Raw genomic sequence first — 18032 nt, 5'->3', positions numbered from 1 at the left:
ACCTATATTTGCTCAATCCTTGTTAAATGCAGAAGAGAACCCTCCTAGACGGTAAAAAATTTCAAATTACAATTAAGCGACTTTGTCATCAATTAATTGAGAATCATACCGATTTTAAGAATACAGTATTAATAGGCATCCAACCTAGAGGAATTTATTTCGCAGATCGCGTACACCAAGAACTTTCTGAAATTTTAAAAACAAAATCTATCCAAAAAGGACATTTAGATATTACTTTTTTTAGGGATGATTTTAGAAGAAAAGATGGTTTGGTTACCGCTAGCAGTAATACAATTGACTTTATTATTGAAGGCAAACAAGTAATCTTGATTGATGATGTTTTATGGACCGGACGCACTATACGATCGGCTATGGATGCATTGTTAGCTTACGGAAGACCTGAAAAAGTAGAGTTAATGGTGTTAATTGACCGAAGATTTAGCAGACATTTACCTATTGAACCCAACTATATTGGCCAGCAGGTTGATTGTGTTGATTCGCAAAAAGTAAAAGTAAGCTGGAAAGAGCAAGAAGGAGAAGACAAAGTAGTTTTATTATCAGATAAGCAATAAGAAAAAAATGGCAGCAGAAAAACTATCAACTAGACATCTTTTAGGCATTAAAGATATTAACCTGAATGATATTGAATTGATTTTGGAAACTGCCGATAACTTTAAAGATGTAATTAACAGGCCGATAAAAAAGGTTCCATCGTTAAGAGACATTACCATTGCGAATATATTTTTCGAAAACTCTACTCGTACAAAACTTTCATTTGAACTTGCTGAAAAAAGATTATCTGCTGATGTGGTAAATTTTGCAGCTTCATCATCATCTGTTAGCAAAGGTGAAACCTTAATTGACACCGTTAACAACATTTTAGCAATGAAGGTTGACATGGTTGTGATGCGTCATCCTTATGCTGGTGCTGGTCAGTTTTTAAGTAAGCATATTAAAGCTCAAATTGTTAACGCTGGCGATGGTGCTCATGAACATCCAACACAAGCTTTGTTAGATGCTTTTTCTATTCGTCAGAAATTAGGCGATGTTGCTGGTAAAAAAGTAGTTATTGTTGGCGATATCTTACATTCAAGAGTTGCAATTTCTAATATCTTATGCCTGCAAAAATTAGGTGCAGAAGTTATGGTTTGCGGACCAACAACACTAATACCAAGACACATTGCAAGCTTAGGTGTTAAAGTAGAACACGATTTAAAAAAGGCCTTGAACTGGTGTGATGTAGCAAATATGCTGCGTATTCAGTTAGAAAGGCAAGACATTAAATACTTCCCAACGCAACGGGAATACGCCATGATGTATGGCTTAAACAAACAAATTCTAGATAACCTCGACAAAGAGATTGTCGTTATGCATCCTGGTCCAATTAACCGTGGTGTAGAAATTACAAGCGATGTTGCCGACAGCAAACAATCTATTATTTTAGAACAAGTAGAAAATGGAGTAGCAGTTAGAATGGCTGTGCTTTATTTGTTAGCTAGTCAAAACGATTAAGCGTTTCTAATACTTTTCTAATCTTTAACAACATTTCCAAAATCCAATCGTTAAAACTGTGTTATCAACACATGTTAGTTACTTATGTTGATAAGCATTGTTACTATTTCTAATTTAGTACCAACCATATTTGAAACCTATGCAGAAGAAATTTCTATTAGTTCCCCTCTTTTTAGTCGGCGGTATTACCGCTAGTTTTGCCCAAATTAGTCCCTTAGTAACACTAAATAAAAATTATCAAACCGGTTTAGAACTGCTTCAACATGAGAAATACGCAGCAGCATCACAACAATTTAAAATTGTAGAACAAGCCAGAAATAAAGCTAGCAAACAACAAGAAAGCAACGCCGAGTTATCATTAATAAAAGAGAATGCTAAGTTTTATGCTGCAGTTTGTGCACTAGAGTTGGGTAATGACGATGCAGAAAACCTATTTATGGATTTTATAAGAGAATATCCTTTAAATCCGAATACTAAATTGGCCTATTTTCATGTTGGTAAATCTTACTTCGCACAAAAGAACTATACAAAAGCTTTAGAATGGTTCGAAAAAACAGAACCAACTTCACTTTCGCAAAAAGAAAGAGTTGAATATCAATTTAAACAAGGTTATTCGTACTTTCTGTTAAAAGATTACGAAAAAGCTGAGCCATTATTTGAAGCTGCCAAAAAAGAAGATACTAAGTTTAAAGAAGGTGCAACATATTACTTTGCTTACATCAATTACCTAAATAAAGAATATAAAACAGCGCTATCAAACTTAGAGAAGCTAAAAGGCTCTCCTACTTACGAGGCTAGTTATCCTTATTACATCACCTCAATGTATTATTTAGATGAGCGTTACGATGATGTAATTGATTATGCCTTACCAGCAATGGCTAAAACTAAACAACAGTTTGAGCCTGAAATGTTAAGTTTGGTGGCTGCTTCATTTTTCGCAAAAGCAGAATATAAAAATGCTGAAAAATACTTCGCAGAGTTCTACGCAAAAGATAAAAATCAAACTAAAAACAACTTATTTATTTACCAATATGGCTACTCACTATTCCAAAATGAAAAGTATAAAGAGGCTGTACCTGTATTAGAAAAGTTAAATTCTGACGATGTGTATTTGCAAAATGGTATGTACACACTTGGTAGAGCATCATTAAAATTGAACAACAAAGAAAAAGCGAGAAGCGCTTTTTTTAGAGCATCAAGATTAGATTTTGATAAAATTATACAAGAAGAGGCTTGGTTAAGCTATACCAGATTAAGTTATGAGTTAGATTTTAACGCACAAGCTTTAGAGTCGGTTCAAGGCTTTATCAAACAATTCCCATCTTCAAGAAAACTAACAGAGGCTAGAGTTTTGCAAGGTGAGATTTTATTAACAAGTAAAAATTATCAAACTGCTATTGATATTTTAGAACCTCTGCCAAACAAAACACCAGAAGCAAAAGAAGCTTATCAAAAAGCTACCTATTTCCGGGGCTTAGAATATTATAACGAACGAGCTTTTCCTAATGCTTTATCAATGTTTTTACGTTCGGGTAATTTCCCAGAAGATAGCGAAATACACGCTTTAGGAATTTATTGGATGGCCGAATCGATGTATGAATTGCGCAAATATGGCGAAGCTGTTAAAACCTTCGAGCAATTTTTAACAATGCCTGCTGCACAAAAAACAGAGGTATATAATTTCGCAAATTATGCTTTGGGTTATGCCGCTTTTGAAGATGAAAAATATACTAAGGCAGCAAACTACTTCGAAAAATTTTTAAGTGGCAATGATAAAGATGCCAAAACAGTAACTGATGCAACCATCCGCCTTGCGGATGCCTACTTTGTAAATAAAAATTATAGAGATGCAATGGTTTACTATAACAAAATCATCAACGGTAAATTAACTGGCGAAGATTATGCATTGTTTCAACGTGGAATGATCCAAGGATTAGAGAAACAAGATGATGCTAAAATTACCACCATGCAAAACTTGTTGAACAAATTTCCTGCCTCAAACTATGCTGATGATGCTGGCTTTGAAACGGCTTATACTTATTTCAATAAAGGTGATTTCGATAAATCTAAATCAGATTTAGTTGATTTAGTTGCAAAATATCCGCGTAGTAGTTATGTTCCTCGTGCCTTAGTTACCATTGGTTTAGTTCAATACAATCAAGACCAAGATGAAATGGCATTAGAATCATTTAAAAAAGTGATTAGAGATTATGCAAGTTCTCCAGAAGCAAAGCAAGCGCTAGAATCTATCAAAAATATTTACATTGACAAAGGTGATGCCAATGGATTTATTGCTTATGCTGGTACAACTCCGTTAGGTAATTATTCGATGAGCGAGCAAGACAACATTGTTTTTCAGGCCGCTAATAACAGGTATTTACAAGGTGATGCAAAAGGTGCTTATGAAGCAATCAATGCCTATTTTGATAAATTCCCAAAAGCCATACACGATAAAGAAGCTAAGTTTATAAGAGCTGAATCTCTAGTAAAATTAGGTCGCTCTGCGGAAGCAATACCTGACTATGACTACATTTTAAACGATTGGACAAGCGATTATACAGAACGTTCATTAATCAGCGTATCTAAAGTTTTAATGGAGGAAAAAAAATATAATGAAGCTATTGTTTATTTGAAAAGATTAGAAACTACAGCAGATTATAAAGTTCACTATACCTACGCTATTAATAATTTGCTAAAAGCTTACAATGCTTTGGGCATGGCCGATGACATGAGTAAGTATGCTGAAATCATCAAAACATCTGATAAGGCATCTGAAGAAGAAAAAAATAGTGCTGATTTATACATTGGTAAAGCTTCTTTAATAAAAGCTGATACTACACAGGCAATTAAATCTTTTAACAACGTTGTAGCTAAAACAAAAACTTTGGCAGCTGCAGAAGCAAAGTACAATTTGGCGGCTATACAATATGCCAAAGGCGATTATAAAACTTCACAAAAAACCTGTTTCGATTTAATTAATAATATGCCTTCTTATGATTATTGGGTGGCTAAATCATTCATTCTATTATCAGATAACTACTTGGCTTTAAAAGATAGACTTCAAGCAAAAAGTACGCTATTAAGCGTTATCGATAACTATGAAGGCAATGATGATATCCTTCCTACTGCAAAAGAAAAATTAGCAAAAATTAACTAAGCACAAATGACATTACACAAAACCATATATAGCACCATTATCTTTTTAGCAGCTGGATCTTTAACCCTGAAAGCACAAGAGGTTAAGCCACCTGAGAAAATTGTAACTGAAGAAATTGAGGTAATAAGACCTTACAAACCCGTTTTAGCCGAAGCGGTTAAACTAAGAAGAAGTCCAGATTTAAATAATGTAGGTACTTATAAAGCAAAGTTTAATTACATCGTAACCGATCGTAGACTTTCGCTTAATTCTGATATTCAAAAGTTACAAGCACAGCAATTGGCTGATGAAAAATCTGCTGAATTAGTTAACAATTATGTGAAGGGTGGATTAGGTTCACTGAGCACATTTTTAGCTGAAGCTTATGTAGGCACAGGCAATGATCAGGCTTTACAAGCTGGTGCATTTTTTAGGCATTTTGGCCAAGAAGGTAAACTAAATATGCAGAATGAAAACTCACAGCAATTGAGTGCTTTTGGCCGCAGTATTGGAGATAAGGCAACATTAAATGGCCGTGTGAACTTTCAAAGACATGGTGTGTATTTTTATGGCATTGATGATTTAAATCCAACTTTAAATCCTACCCCAGAAAAGCAAGCCATCAACTTTTTTGAAATTGAAGGTGAAGCCATCAACAAATTTACTACGGATGAAAATGCATTAAGCTATGCTGCAAAAATTAATGCCTATTTATTAAATGATAAGTTTGAAGCTAAAGAAAATGCAGTTACCATTACAGGTTACTTAAATAAAAGAATTAGCAAATTTAATTTAGGATTAGCCAGTTCATTAGAACTAGGTAGCACAAAAGATGTCAATACCAATATCTCAAACAACTTGTTCCGCTTAAATCCTTATATCAAATTGCAAGCAAATGGAGTAAAAATTACTGCTGGTGTAAATTTAGTACAAGAGTTTGGTGAATTTTCAAGCACCAGATTTTTTCCTGCTGTAACTGCTGATTTCACCTTGATACCTGAATTTTTACAAATTTTTGGAGAGGTTAAAGGTGATGTAAATAGAAATAGTTTAAAATCATTTACCGATGAAAACCCTTTCTTAAATGCAAATATAGCTATACAAAATACGGTAGAAAAATTGAGTATTAGTGGTGGTATTAAAGGTACTGGTGGTCCGGGCTTTGGTTACAAAGCAAAATTCTATAGTAAAAGAATTACTGATATGCCATTATTTGTAAACAATTTTAATAGCTTCAATAAATTTGATGTAATTTATGATTTCGGAACCATGAAGTTATTAGGTTTAGAAGGTGAGTTATCGGTACAAGTGAGCGATAACTTAAAGTGGACAGGAAATTTGATTATGGAAGATTACAAACCGGCAGTAGAGAATGAAAGCTTTTTTAAGCCTCAATTGCGTGTTAGTTCAAACTTTTCATATACTTACAACAACAAGTTAAGCTTTAATGCAAGTGTAGCCATCCAAGATGATAGCAAAGCTAAAGTTTACGTGGCAGACCCTCAAGTTGCAGGTTTATATCCATCTACCCCTGATTTTTCTAAAGAAACAATTGTAACGGTTAAAGGGTTTGTTGACTTAGGCATTGGAGCTGATTATAAAATCTACAATAAGTTTTCAGTATTTGCAAAAGCCAACAATATTTTAAACACTAAATACAACAGATTTTTATATTATCAGCAAAATGGCATCAATATTTTTGGTGGTTTAAGTTACTCATTTTAAGGAGCTCATAAATTAATTATTGATTGGTACCGAATTAAAATTTATTTTTACCAGAATGGATATATTACTATACCTCATAGAACTTTTAAAAACCCGTAAAACCATTGGTGTTGCTGGCTTAGGAACGTTTTATAAACAAAAATCGCCTGGTAAATACGATACAGCACAACATGCCTTTGTACCACCAACTTATAAACTATCATTTACTACCGATTTAGAAGAACAAGAAGAGTTAGCGAATTACATCAGTTCAGAAAGAAATATTACTACAGAATCTGCTAATTATTATATCCGCGAGTTCGCAGAGCGGATACAAACCGACCTTACCGATAAACAAGAAGCTGATTTAGCTAACTTAGGCAAACTTAAACTGAGTAATGGCGAAATCAACTTTACTCCAACAGAAGGCAACGATATTGGGTTCGATTATTATGGTTTGCCAAAAGTAACCGAAATTGAAATTGACAATACATTTTCACATTCATCCAGCAATGCTGAAGAAAATATTTTAGAAGAAATAGTTGAGGAAAATAAATTAGAAGAAGAAAATCCTGGACAAGAAACTGAAGTTGAAGAAAATGTACTTTTAAATGATGAACAAGAGGTTTATGAAGAGATTTCTGAGCTTAAAAATAACCCTACCACCTACCATCATTTAAATGAAAACCCTCCTGTTATAGAAACAGTTGAGGAAGAAACTAAACCTGAGCAAGTTGAAAATATTGAAGTTAAACAAAAACCTGTTTTTGTAGAGCAACCAGAATTTGAAGAGGAAGAACCGAAAAAAGGTTTACCATTCTTTATGAAATTTTTAATTGCGTTTTTAATTATTGTTGCATTAGGAGCCATTGTTTATTTCATCAATCCGAATTTCTTTAATAACTATTTCAACAAAAATTTTGGAGATAAACAGGAACAAACCATCACTCCAGTATTAGCAGATACGGTAACAAATTTTACAGATACAATAGCTGTTGATAGTTTAGCTCAAAATAATGATTTGATTAAGTTAAGCACTGATAGTATTACCAAACCAAAAATTGATAGTAGCGCAGTAACCACTTATGAAGTTTTAGTAAGTGCTGTAGCTACAGAAAAAAAGGCCAATAGAATTATTGCAAATTTGGCTAAAGAAGGTGTTCAAGCTAAAAAGATAAAATTGTCTAAAACTATGATTAACATAAGTGCAGGCACTTTTTTAACAGAATACGAAGCAAAATTATATAGAGATAGTTTAAGAGTAATTTTAAAAAACCAGGGAATTTACATACAGCCCATCAAACCAAAAAAATAACACATGAATACATTGCTTTTAGCAGTTCAAGACACAGTGAACCAGATGATCGATTCTACAAATGTTGCAGCCACAACTGTTGCAACAGCTCCTAAAGAACTCCGTTTTATAGATTTATTATTTGCTGGAGGCTGGGTAATGGTCCCTTTGGCATTATTGGCCTTTTTAGGTTTGGTTATATTTATCGAGCGTTATTTAACTATTCGTAAAGTATCTAAAGATGAATCTAACCTATTGTTTCAGATTAAACAAAACATACACGATGGCAGATTAGACAATGCTATCGCTTTGTGTAAAAATGCAAAATCGCCTTTAGGTAGAATGTTGGAGAAAGGTTTAAAAAGAATTGGCAGACCAATAAAAGATATTGAAGGCGCCATTGAAAATACCGGTAAATTAGAAGTATCTAAATTGGAAAAAAACATTGGTGTTTTGGGTATCATTGCAGGTATTGCGCCAATGCTTGGTTTCGTAGGTACAATTATTGGTGTAATTACCATTTTTCATGATGTATCTATTAAAGGTGCTATTGAAATTGGAACCATTTCTGGTGGTTTATATACTAAAATGATTACTTCAGCAACTGGTTTAATCATTGGTATTATAGCTTATGTGTTGTATCACATTTTAAATATGATGGTCGAAAAAATCATCCTTAAAATGGAAACTGACGCAATTGAATTTATAGATTTATTAGAAGAGCCGGGCAAATAATGAATTTACGCAAAAGAAAAAAAGGTACGGTTGAAGTTCATACTTCTGCACTTAACGATATCATGTTCTTCTTGCTTTTGTTTTTTCTATTGGCATCTGCTGTAGTAAATCCACAAGTAGTTAAACTGTTATTGCCACGTTCAGAATCAGGGCAACAATCTACTTCACAAAAAACAGTTACTGTTACTATAGACGAGAATTTGAATTATTTCGTTGATAAAGAACAAGTAACATTAGACCAAATTGAAAGTAAAGTACAAACCTATCAACAAGCTGCAAATGATGTAACTATTGTTTTATATGTAGCTAGAGGTGTTTCTATAGAAAATACCATGCAGGTTTTTGATGTAGCCAACAAACTTAAATTAAAAGTTGTTTTAGCAGTAGAACAGAAGAAAAATTAATGACAAGCCAAGAAGAAAATAACTATCCAAAAGCAATTGCCATATCAACAGGGATAATGGCGCTGTTTATTGTATTGAGCATTTTTTGGGCTATCGGATCTTTTCAACCACCAGAAGATATTGGTATGGGCGGCATGGTTGTAAATTATGGCACATCAGTTACGGGTATGGGTACCGATTATACCAGCATCGAAGAGCCTTCTATGGATGAAAATGCAAACAATAAAATGCCCGATAAAATTACTCCAGAACAGCAAGTTACGCCAACTGTTTCTTCTCAAATGAGTGATAAGGATATAACCACGCAAAACAGTCAGGATGCGGTTAGTATTAATACAAAGGATAAAAAAAGCAACAACGCTCCTACTAGTGCAAAAGAAACAAAACCTGCAGAGCAAGCCATTAACCAAAATGCACTTTACAAAGGCAAAAAGAACAATGGCGCCGGACAAGGTGATGGTACCGGCAATACGCCAGGAAACCAGGGCAGCATAAATGGAGATCCATTAGCACCAAATTACGGAGCAGGTGGATCAGGAAATGGTAACACGCCTATACCGCTTAGGCGTTTTTCTAACTTGGTTATACCTACCGATGATGGCCAGAAAACTGGGAGAATTGCAATTAGAATATATTTTAATAAAGCTGGAGCCATTACTAGAGCAAATCAGGAACTTAAAGGCAGTACTTTAACAGATACTGAATTGGTAAACAAGTGTATCAAAGCAGTTTTAAACTCTTCATTAAGCAAATCTGATGTTGGTGGCGATAGCCAAACTGGTGTAGTAATTTTCAATTTTAAAGTAAAATAGCTTAGGTATTTTATAAAAAATGACATACCAACAAACACTGAATTTTCTGTACAGCAAACTTCCAATGTTTACTCGTATTGGTGCTGCTGCATTGAAAAAAGATTTACACAATACTATAGAACTTTGTGCTAGATTAGATAATCCTCAGCATCAATTCAAAACCATTCATATTGCAGGTACAAATGGCAAAGGCTCAACATCTCACATGTTGGCAGCTATTTTGCAAAAATCAGGTTATAAAACCGGACTTTATACTTCGCCACATTTAAAAGATTTTAGAGAACGTATCCGTATCAACGGCAAAATGGTGCCAAAAGCTTTTGTTAAGGATTTTGTTCGTAAGCAAAAAAAGAATATCCTAGAAATTGAACCCTCTTTTTTTGAAGTAACCGTTGCAATGGCTTTCGAGTATTTTGCAAAAGAAAAAGTTGATATCGCCGTAATTGAAGTAGGCTTAGGTGGCCGATTAGATTCAACTAACATTATCACTCCAGAGCTTTCTGTAATCACAAATATTAGTTTAGATCATACCAATTTATTAGGTGATACCTTAGCACAAATCGCATTTGAAAAAGCTGGCATTATCAAACCAAATATTCCAGTAGTTATTGGCGAAAAACACATAGAGACCATTGATGTTTTTAAACAAAAAGCCAAATTAGAAAAAGCACCCATTCATTTTGCAGAAGATACGCTGAAAATCAATCATCAAACAACTAAAGGATCTTTTTTAACAGTAGATATTTTGGAGAATGAGCAGGCTATCTTTACAAATTTGGCATTAGATTTAACCGGAACTTATCAACAGAAGAATATTTTAACTGTAATTCAATCGGTTTTAAAACTCAGAGAACTTGGCTTTAATATTCCAGACCGAGCAATTTATCAGGCATTAAAAAACGTAAAAAAATTAACTGGTTTACAGGGCAGATGGCAAACCTTAAGCAAAAGCCCACTTGTAATTTGCGATACTGGTCATAACAAAGCTGGGATAACCGAAATACTAAAAAACATTGCAAATATCAAATATCAAACATTACACATGGTTATTGGCATGGTAAAAGACAAAGATATTGATGGTGTTTTAGCTTTATTGCCAAATAATGCGATTTACTATTTTTGCCAGCCCGATTTAGAACGAGCTTTACCTGCTCAAGAACTTTATCAAAAAGCTACTCTTCATAATTTAAAAGGAAAAGTTTTTAATTCTGTAATTGAAGCATTTAAATATGCTAAAGAAAAAAGCCATCCTAAAGATCTCATCTTTATAGGTGGAAGCACATTTGTAGTAGCAGAAATTTTATAATAAATTCACTATTACTTCACAATCATATTGCTATTTTTACCCCCTTACAAAAACCAATATAATGATAAGAATACTTTTAATAGCTATATTAATTTCAGCATTCAGTCAATCACAAGCTCAAAAATGGGTTAAACCAAATACAGCAAGCACTCAATATCCAAAAACGGTTGATAGACCAAAATTAGTAGTAGGTTTTGTGGTAGATCAAATGCGTTGGGATTACCTATATCGTTTTTACGATCGTTACTCAAAAGGTGGTTTTAAAAGATTAATTAATGAAGGTTTCTCGGCAGAAAACACTTTCATTCCTTACACACCCACTCAAACAGCTCCAGGCCATGCATCAATTTATACAGGTTCTGTACCTGCATTAAACGGTATTATTGCCAATTCATGGTACGACCCAATGGTGGGTAGAGATATGTATTGTGTTGAAGATAAAAGTCAAAAAACAGTCGGCAGCACCTCAAATGCAGGATTAATGTCGCCAAAAAATCTTCAAGTTAATACAATAACTGATGAACTGCGAATAGCCACAAATTTTCAGTCAAAAGTAATCAGTATATCTATGAAAGATAGAGGATCAATACTTCCAGGCGGTCACTCGGCAAATGGGGCTTATTGGCACGATGGCATGAGTGGTAACTGGATTACCAGCACACACTACATGGATAAATTACCAACTTGGGTAAACGAATATAATGCTTTAAAAGAAGGCGATAGGTTTTTTTCAAAAGACTGGAATACCCTTTACCCAATAGAAACTTATTTAAACAGCGACTCTAATGATGTTGTTTATGAAGGTCGTTTTAAAGACGAAAGTGGATCTTCATTTCCTCATGCAACCAAACAATACATTGGTAAAAATAATGAAATGATTAAAAGTTTGCCATACGGTAACACCATGACCATTGATTTTGCAAAATTGGCAGTAGAAAAAGAGGGATTAGGTAAAGACGATATTACCGATTTTTTAGCCATTAGTTGTTCTTCCACAGATTATATTGGTCATCAATTTGGGCCAAACTCTATCGAAATTGAGGATACTTATTTAAGATTAGATAGAGACCTAGAAGAACTTTTTAACTACTTAGATAAAACTGTGGGCAAGGGAAACTATTTGTTTTTTATCTCCGCAGATCATGGTGTGGCTCATGCGCCAGAATTTTTAGCTAAGAATAAAATACCTGCAGAAAGATTTACTTCAAGATCATTATATAGAGGTTTAGATACTTTAATGCAGCAAAAATTTCAACTTAAAAAAGCGATCATCACAGTTACCAATGATCAAGTAATTTTTGACCACGAAGTTATTGAAAATAGTAAGTTAGATTTTACAACAGTTAAAAATACAGCTATCAATTACCTTAAAAAGCAAAAGAGTGTAAGTAACGCGATAGATTTAACCAATCTACAAAACACAACTTTACCCACCGAATTAAAAACCAGATTAGCAAATGGTTATAATCCAAAACTAAGTGGCGACATTCAAATTATAAACCATGCAGCTTGGTATAATTCTAGCTCACCCTCTGGTATAGGTCATGGAGGTTGGTACAATTACGATTCACATATCCCACTAGTGTTTTTGGGTTGGAATGTAAAACCTGGTAAAACATCAAAACAATACTACATGACAGACATTACCGCAACCTTAGCAACAATGCTGCGTATCCAAATGCCAAATGGTTGCATTGGTACACCAATTACAGAAATTACTCAGTAAATTTTATATTTTTTGAAAGGCAAAAGCAGGGCTACGATTAACGTAAGCCCTGCTTTTCATTTATAGTCCTCATTTCGCTTCGCTACATTCCGGGCTATCATTTCAATCAGGCTTATAAAACATCAAACAGTACAATAAACAAAAGCTGCAAAAAGCAAATAGCAAATTGTATTAAACAAAATTGACTAACCAACATTAACCTAGCAACTAACGTTATTCGTTATGCTAAATCTATATCAGCATCAGCTTTAAGACTAAAAACTATATGAAGTTTGCAAGTTATAAGATATGTTTAGGCATAGTGCAACTGCAAATAGTAGAAAGAACCAAAGTTTTATAAACGGGATATTAGTGTAAATCTTTTTTGTGTCACACTGAGCGTAGTCGAAGTGCACAAAAAAATTGAAACGATTAGCCCGACTAACTTTAATAAAAGCTATTGAAACTGCTTTTCATATAAATTTGTTCGTGATTGTTCTGTATCTATTATATGAATAACATTGCCAATCCTTAGTTTTTGCTAACTTTGCATACCAAATACAAGAACCTACATGGAACAAATTCAAGCATACAAACCCAAAAATAAAATTCGTTTTGTTACCGCTGCCGCTTTATTCGATGGACACGATGCAACCATAAATATCATGCGTCGCATATTGCAATCATCAGGTGCCGAAGTAATCCATTTAGGGCATAACCGATCTGTAGATGAAGTGGTAAATTGTGCCATTCAAGAAGATGTACAAGGTATTGCAATGACATCTTACCAGGGTGGACATATCGAATATTTTAAGTATATGTACGATTTGTTACAAGAAAAAGGTGCAAAACACATTAAAATATTTGCCGGTGGTGGCGGCGTAATTCTTCCTTCAGAAATAGAAGAATTACAAGCACACGGAATTACTAGAATTTATTCGCCAGATGATGGGCGAAAAATGGGTTTGCAAGGCATGATTAATAATATGTTAGAGCAAACCGATTTTATCACTACAAAAGCGATCACAAACGAGTTAGAAAACATTCCAAATAAAGAGGTTAAAAGTATAGCCTCAGCAATAACTGTAGCAGAAAATGATCCAGAAGGTGCTCAAAAATTTGTTGATGAATTAAAGAAACTGACCCTAAAAAGTCAAGCTCCTGTTTTGGGTATTACAGGTACTGGTGGTTCTGGTAAATCATCATTGGTTGATGAATTGGTACGTAGATTTTTGGTGGAAGTTAAAGACAAAACCATTGCAATTATCTCTGTAGATCCATCAAAACGTAAAACTGGTGGTGCACTATTAGGCGATAGAATTAGAATGAATGCCATTAACAACCCAAGGGTTTATATGCGTTCATTAGCAACTCGACAAGCAAATTTAGCGCTGTCTAAAAATGTTCAAGAAAGCATAGACATTTGTAAAGCAGCAGGTTACGATTTAATAATTGTAGAAACTTCCGGGATTGGCCAATCTGATACAGAAATTACCGAACATTGCGATGTCTCTTTATACGTAATGACACCCGAGTTTGGTGCTGCTTCTCAATTAGAAAAAATCGACATGTTAGACTTTGCTGATTTGGTTGCCATCAATAAATTCGACAAACGCGGCGCATTAGATGCTTTACGAGATGTGCGTAAACAATACAAACGCAACCACAATATTTTTGATGCCAAAGACGAAGAAATTCCAGTCTATGGAACAATGGCATCACAGTTTAATGATCCTGGAATGAACAATCTCTTTGTTGCTTTATTAAAAGGTATCAAAGATAAAACAGCGGTCGATTTTATTTCTCTAATGGAAATGACCAATGTTCAATCCGAAAAAATATACATCATTCCACCAGATCGTATTCGTTATTTATCAGAAATTGCTGAAGCTAGCGAAACTTATAACGAATGGGTAGATAAACAATGTAAAATCGCTAGAAAATTATATCAACTTAAAGGTGTAATTGACCTATTTAAAGAAGAACAGGAAAAAGCCCTCCCTTCTGGGGAAGATTTAGGTGGGCATTTACAAGATGCTTATAACTATTTAGAAGAACAATTAGATGGTGATTGTAAACGTTTACTTCGCCAATGGCCAGAGACAAAAGAAAAATACAAACAAGAGTTTTTTGTTTATAAAGTTCGCGACAAAGAAATTAAACAACCACTTTTTTACGAATCACTTTCAAAACTTCAAATTCCAAAAGTAAGTTTACCCCGATACCAAGATTGGGGAGATATTTTGCGTTGGTTATTAACAGAAAATGTACCTGGAGAATTTCCTTATGCAGCTGGAGTATTCCCATTAAAACGCGATGGAGAAGATCCAACACGTATGTTTGCCGGAGAAGGTGGACCAGAAAGAACAAACAAACGTTTTCACTATGTTTCTTTAGGCCAACCAGCCCACCGATTATCTACAGCGTTTGATTCAGTAACTTTATATGGAGAAGATCCGCACATCCGTCCAGATATTTATGGTAAAATTGGTAACTCTGGGGTAAGCATTGCCACTTTAGATGATGCTAAGAAACTGTATTCTGGTTTCGATCTTTGTGCATCATCTACTTCTGTTTCCATGACAATTAATGGCCCAGCGCCTATGCTATTGGGTTTTTTCATGAATGCAGCAATAGATCAGCAGTGCGAAAAATATATCATAGAAAATGGTTTAGAAAAGGAAATTGAAGCTAAAATCTCCGAAATCTATAGAGCAAAAGGTATCGATAAACCTAAATATCAAGGTGAATTACCAAAAGGTAACAATGGCTTAGGTTTAATGTTGTTAGGCGTAACTGGAGATGATGTTTTACCTGCTGATGTGTATTCCAAAATCAGAGCTTATGCCATTAGTGCGGTGCGTGGCACGGTACAAGCAGATATTCTAAAAGAAGATCAAGCCCAAAACACCTGTATTTTTTCTACAGAATTCGCATTGCGGATGATGGGCGATATTCAAAAATACTTTATCGACGAAAAAGTAAGGAATTTTTATTCAGTATCAATTTCTGGCTACCATATTGCCGAAGCTGGTGCAAATCCAATTTCTCAATTGGCTTTTACCTTAAGTAATGGTTTTACTTTTGTAGAATATTATTTAAGCCGTGGAATGAATATCGATGATTTTGCACCAAATCTTTCTTTCTTCTTTAGTAATGGTATCGATCCAGAATATTCGGTTATAGGTCGTGTAGCTCGTAGAATTTGGGCCAAAGCGATTAAAAACAAATATAAAGGTAACGACAGGTCACAAAAATTAAAATACCATATTCAAACCTCTGGCCGCTCATTACATGCGCAAGAGATTGATTTTAATGATATCAGAACAACATTACAAGCCTTATATGCAATTTACGACAATTGTAACTCACTGCATACCAATGCTTACGATGAAGCAATTACAACGCCAACAGAAGAATCGGTACGCAGAGCAATGGCCATTCAGTTAATCATTAATAGAGAATTAGGCTTGGCTAAAAACGAAAATCCATTACAAGGTGCTTTTATTATAGAAGATTTAACAGATTTAGTAGAAGAAGCCGTATTAGCAGAATTTAAACGAATAAATGATCGTGGTGGTGTTTTAGGTGCTATGGAAACCATGTATCAACGTGGTAAAATTCAAGAAGAAAGTTTGTATTACGAAACTTTAAAACACACTGGCGAATATCCAATTGTAGGTGTAAATACTTTCTTAAACAAAAACGGATCACCAACAATTGTACCTAGCGAAGTAATCCGCGCCACTGAGGAAGAAAAACAATTTCAAATCAATGCATTAAAATCTTTTCAAGATAGAAATGCAAATCAAACTGCTAACGCTTTAAAGAACTTACAAAAATCAGCCATCGCTGGAGAAAACATATTTGAACACCTAATGGAAGTGTGTAAAATCTGTTCTTTAGGACAAATTAGTAATGCACTTTACGAAGTTGGTGGCCAATATCGCCGCAACATGTAAAACAAAAAAGGCTCCAAATGGAGCCTTTTTTGTTCTAATAATTCTTTATCTTAAGAATGTATCCAACTAAATTTATATTCCATTGTTGGGTTTTTCATTCTATCAGCAACGCGTAATAAACGATCAGGCAATTTCATAATATAATCTCTCGCCTTTTCACCTGCTTCATTTAACTCGTTAATGCTATCAATTTTCCATTCCTCTATCAACTGTTGCATAATTTCAACATAGTCAACAGCGGTATAAACGCCTAAACGCTGTGCAGCATCTGTAAAATGTCCAAAAGTTTGACCAATCTTCAATCCCATTTCACGCAAAAAGTGTGCAGGCATTACAATTTTCTTACGCATCATATCTTCAAAAGCAATCATTGCTTCACTAGGATCAACCTCAAATATTTTCGACATAAAATCTTTATAGGCCTTTGCATGACGTAGTTCATCTGCTGCAATTACGCCACACATTTTTGATAACAATACATCACCATTCTTTTTCGCTAACGAAGCTACTCTTCTATGAGAAATATTAGTTGCTAATTCTTGGAAACTTGTATAAACAAAATTTCTGTATGGATCATGACCTGTACCTATATCAAATCCATCAGCAATTAAATACTGTGTAGAAATCTCCATTTGGCGCATGTCAACACGACCAGATAGATATAAATATTTATTCAAAAGATCACCATGACGATTTTCTTCAGCGGTCCAATGTCTATTCCATTTAACCCAACCACCCTCTTCATCACGAGAAATATCATCCATCATCATTAACCATGATTCATAAGTAGGCAATGCCTCTTCGGTAATGGTATCACCAATTAACACAGCAACTAAATCGTAAGAAAGATCTTTAGCATTCTCTCTTAATATTTTAATATCTTGAAAAAATGATTCATTCGTAGAGTCAGGCAAAAAATCTGATGGTTGCCAGTTAGTATCTATAGGTTTCAAATAGGTAGGCATCATTTTAAGCATATATTTTTCAACATGCATTAATACTTCTTTCCTAGATCCAAAATTGATGTTCATCTTATAGTGTTTATTGTGCAAAGATAAGCATAAAGCAGAATTTAACCTTACCTTATTTGTAATTTAAACAATATGAAAGCTAAATAGTTCAATAAAAATTAGCAGATCATTTTCATTTGTATTATTAACGTGTGTCCCGCTTTCCGTTATACGGCCATTGCCCGCTATCCACTTCGGTATACACTGCAATCGGGTCTATGATGGAGCATGTTGTGCTGCTATTTACATTTGCCTAGCAAAGTTCACAAAGCACATCGCTTTTTGGATCAACAAAAGCCAACACAACATTTTAATAGGAAATTTTGTAAAACAAGAAAGCCTCACAACTTTCGTTATGAGGCTTCTTTTAAGATCTGGCACCGACCTACTCTCCCACATGTTACTGCAGTACCATCGGCTCTGGCGGGCTTAACTTCTCTGTTCGGAATGGG

The 18032-nt window shown here is 34.4% G+C and carries 12 protein-coding genes and 1 rRNA gene; 11 read left to right on the top strand and 2 right to left on the bottom strand.

Annotated elements, in window-relative coordinates; translation table 11 throughout:
- Positions 1-26 precede the first annotated feature (26 nt).
- The 11 genes from pyrR (at position 27) to FA045_RS10070 (ending at position 16570) form a co-directional block, all read left to right on the top strand.
- The gene (gene pyrR / locus FA045_RS10120; protein WP_136876960.1) at positions 27-572 is read left to right on the top strand and encodes a bifunctional pyr operon transcriptional regulator/uracil phosphoribosyltransferase PyrR; all 546 of its coding nucleotides are present in this window, start codon (positions 27-29) and stop codon (positions 570-572) included.
- Between the two features lie 7 nt (positions 573-579).
- On the top strand, positions 580-1512 hold the full coding sequence (locus FA045_RS10115; RefSeq protein WP_136876959.1) for an aspartate carbamoyltransferase catalytic subunit: 933 nt from the start codon (positions 580-582) through the stop codon (positions 1510-1512).
- 139 nt (positions 1513-1651) lie between these two features.
- Positions 1652-4669, top strand: coding sequence for a tetratricopeptide repeat protein (locus tag FA045_RS10110; RefSeq protein WP_136876958.1), 3018 nt, complete (start codon positions 1652-1654; stop codon positions 4667-4669).
- Between the two features lie 6 nt (positions 4670-4675).
- Entirely contained in the window at positions 4676-6373 is a 1698-nt protein-coding gene (locus tag FA045_RS10105) for a TonB-dependent receptor (RefSeq protein WP_136876957.1), read from the top strand.
- Between the two features lie 55 nt (positions 6374-6428).
- A complete protein-coding gene (locus FA045_RS10100; RefSeq protein WP_136876956.1) occupies positions 6429-7667 on the top strand; it encodes an HU domain-containing protein in 1239 nt (412 codons plus the stop codon).
- A gap of 3 nt (positions 7668-7670) precedes the next feature.
- Positions 7671-8381 (top strand): MotA/TolQ/ExbB proton channel family protein, encoded by a 711-nt coding sequence (locus FA045_RS10095; RefSeq protein ID WP_136876955.1) that lies wholly within the window; start codon positions 7671-7673, stop codon positions 8379-8381.
- Positions 8381-8785, top strand: a complete 405-nt coding sequence (locus tag FA045_RS10090) for an ExbD/TolR family protein (protein ID WP_136876954.1) — start codon at positions 8381-8383, stop codon at positions 8783-8785. Before FA045_RS10095 ends, FA045_RS10090 begins: the two co-directional genes overlap by 1 nt.
- Positions 8785-9597 carry an energy transducer TonB gene (locus FA045_RS10085; protein WP_136876953.1) on the top strand — a complete coding sequence of 271 codons (813 nt, stop codon included), beginning with the start codon at positions 8785-8787 and terminating at the stop codon, positions 9595-9597. The genes FA045_RS10090 and FA045_RS10085 overlap by 1 nt, the downstream gene beginning before the upstream one ends.
- Positions 9598-9616: 19 nt before the next feature.
- Entirely contained in the window at positions 9617-10903 is a 1287-nt protein-coding gene (locus FA045_RS10080; protein ID WP_136876952.1) for a bifunctional folylpolyglutamate synthase/dihydrofolate synthase, read from the top strand.
- 61 nt (positions 10904-10964) lie between these two features.
- Positions 10965-12629, top strand: a complete 1665-nt coding sequence (gene pafA / locus FA045_RS10075; protein WP_136876951.1) for an alkaline phosphatase PafA — start codon at positions 10965-10967, stop codon at positions 12627-12629.
- 551 nt (positions 12630-13180) lie between these two features.
- On the top strand, positions 13181-16570 hold the full coding sequence (locus FA045_RS10070) for a methylmalonyl-CoA mutase family protein (RefSeq protein WP_136876950.1): 3390 nt from the start codon (positions 13181-13183) through the stop codon (positions 16568-16570).
- A gap of 50 nt (positions 16571-16620) precedes the next feature.
- Here FA045_RS10070 and FA045_RS10065 read toward each other — a convergent pair whose 3' ends face one another.
- Positions 16621-17601 carry an acyl-ACP desaturase gene (locus FA045_RS10065; protein WP_136876949.1) on the bottom strand — a complete coding sequence of 327 codons (981 nt, stop codon included), beginning with the start codon at positions 17599-17601 and terminating at the stop codon, positions 16621-16623.
- 351 nt (positions 17602-17952) lie between these two features.
- A 5S ribosomal RNA gene (rrf, locus tag FA045_RS19230) occupies positions 17953-18032 on the bottom strand; the annotation flags it as partial.

The organism is Pedobacter cryotolerans (genome assembly GCF_005116475.1).
Taxonomy (GTDB): Bacteria; Bacteroidota; Bacteroidia; order Sphingobacteriales; family Sphingobacteriaceae; genus Pedobacter; species Pedobacter cryotolerans.
Note: the sequence above shows the minus strand (reverse complement) of the source record. Positions and strands in the feature narration are given on the sequence as shown.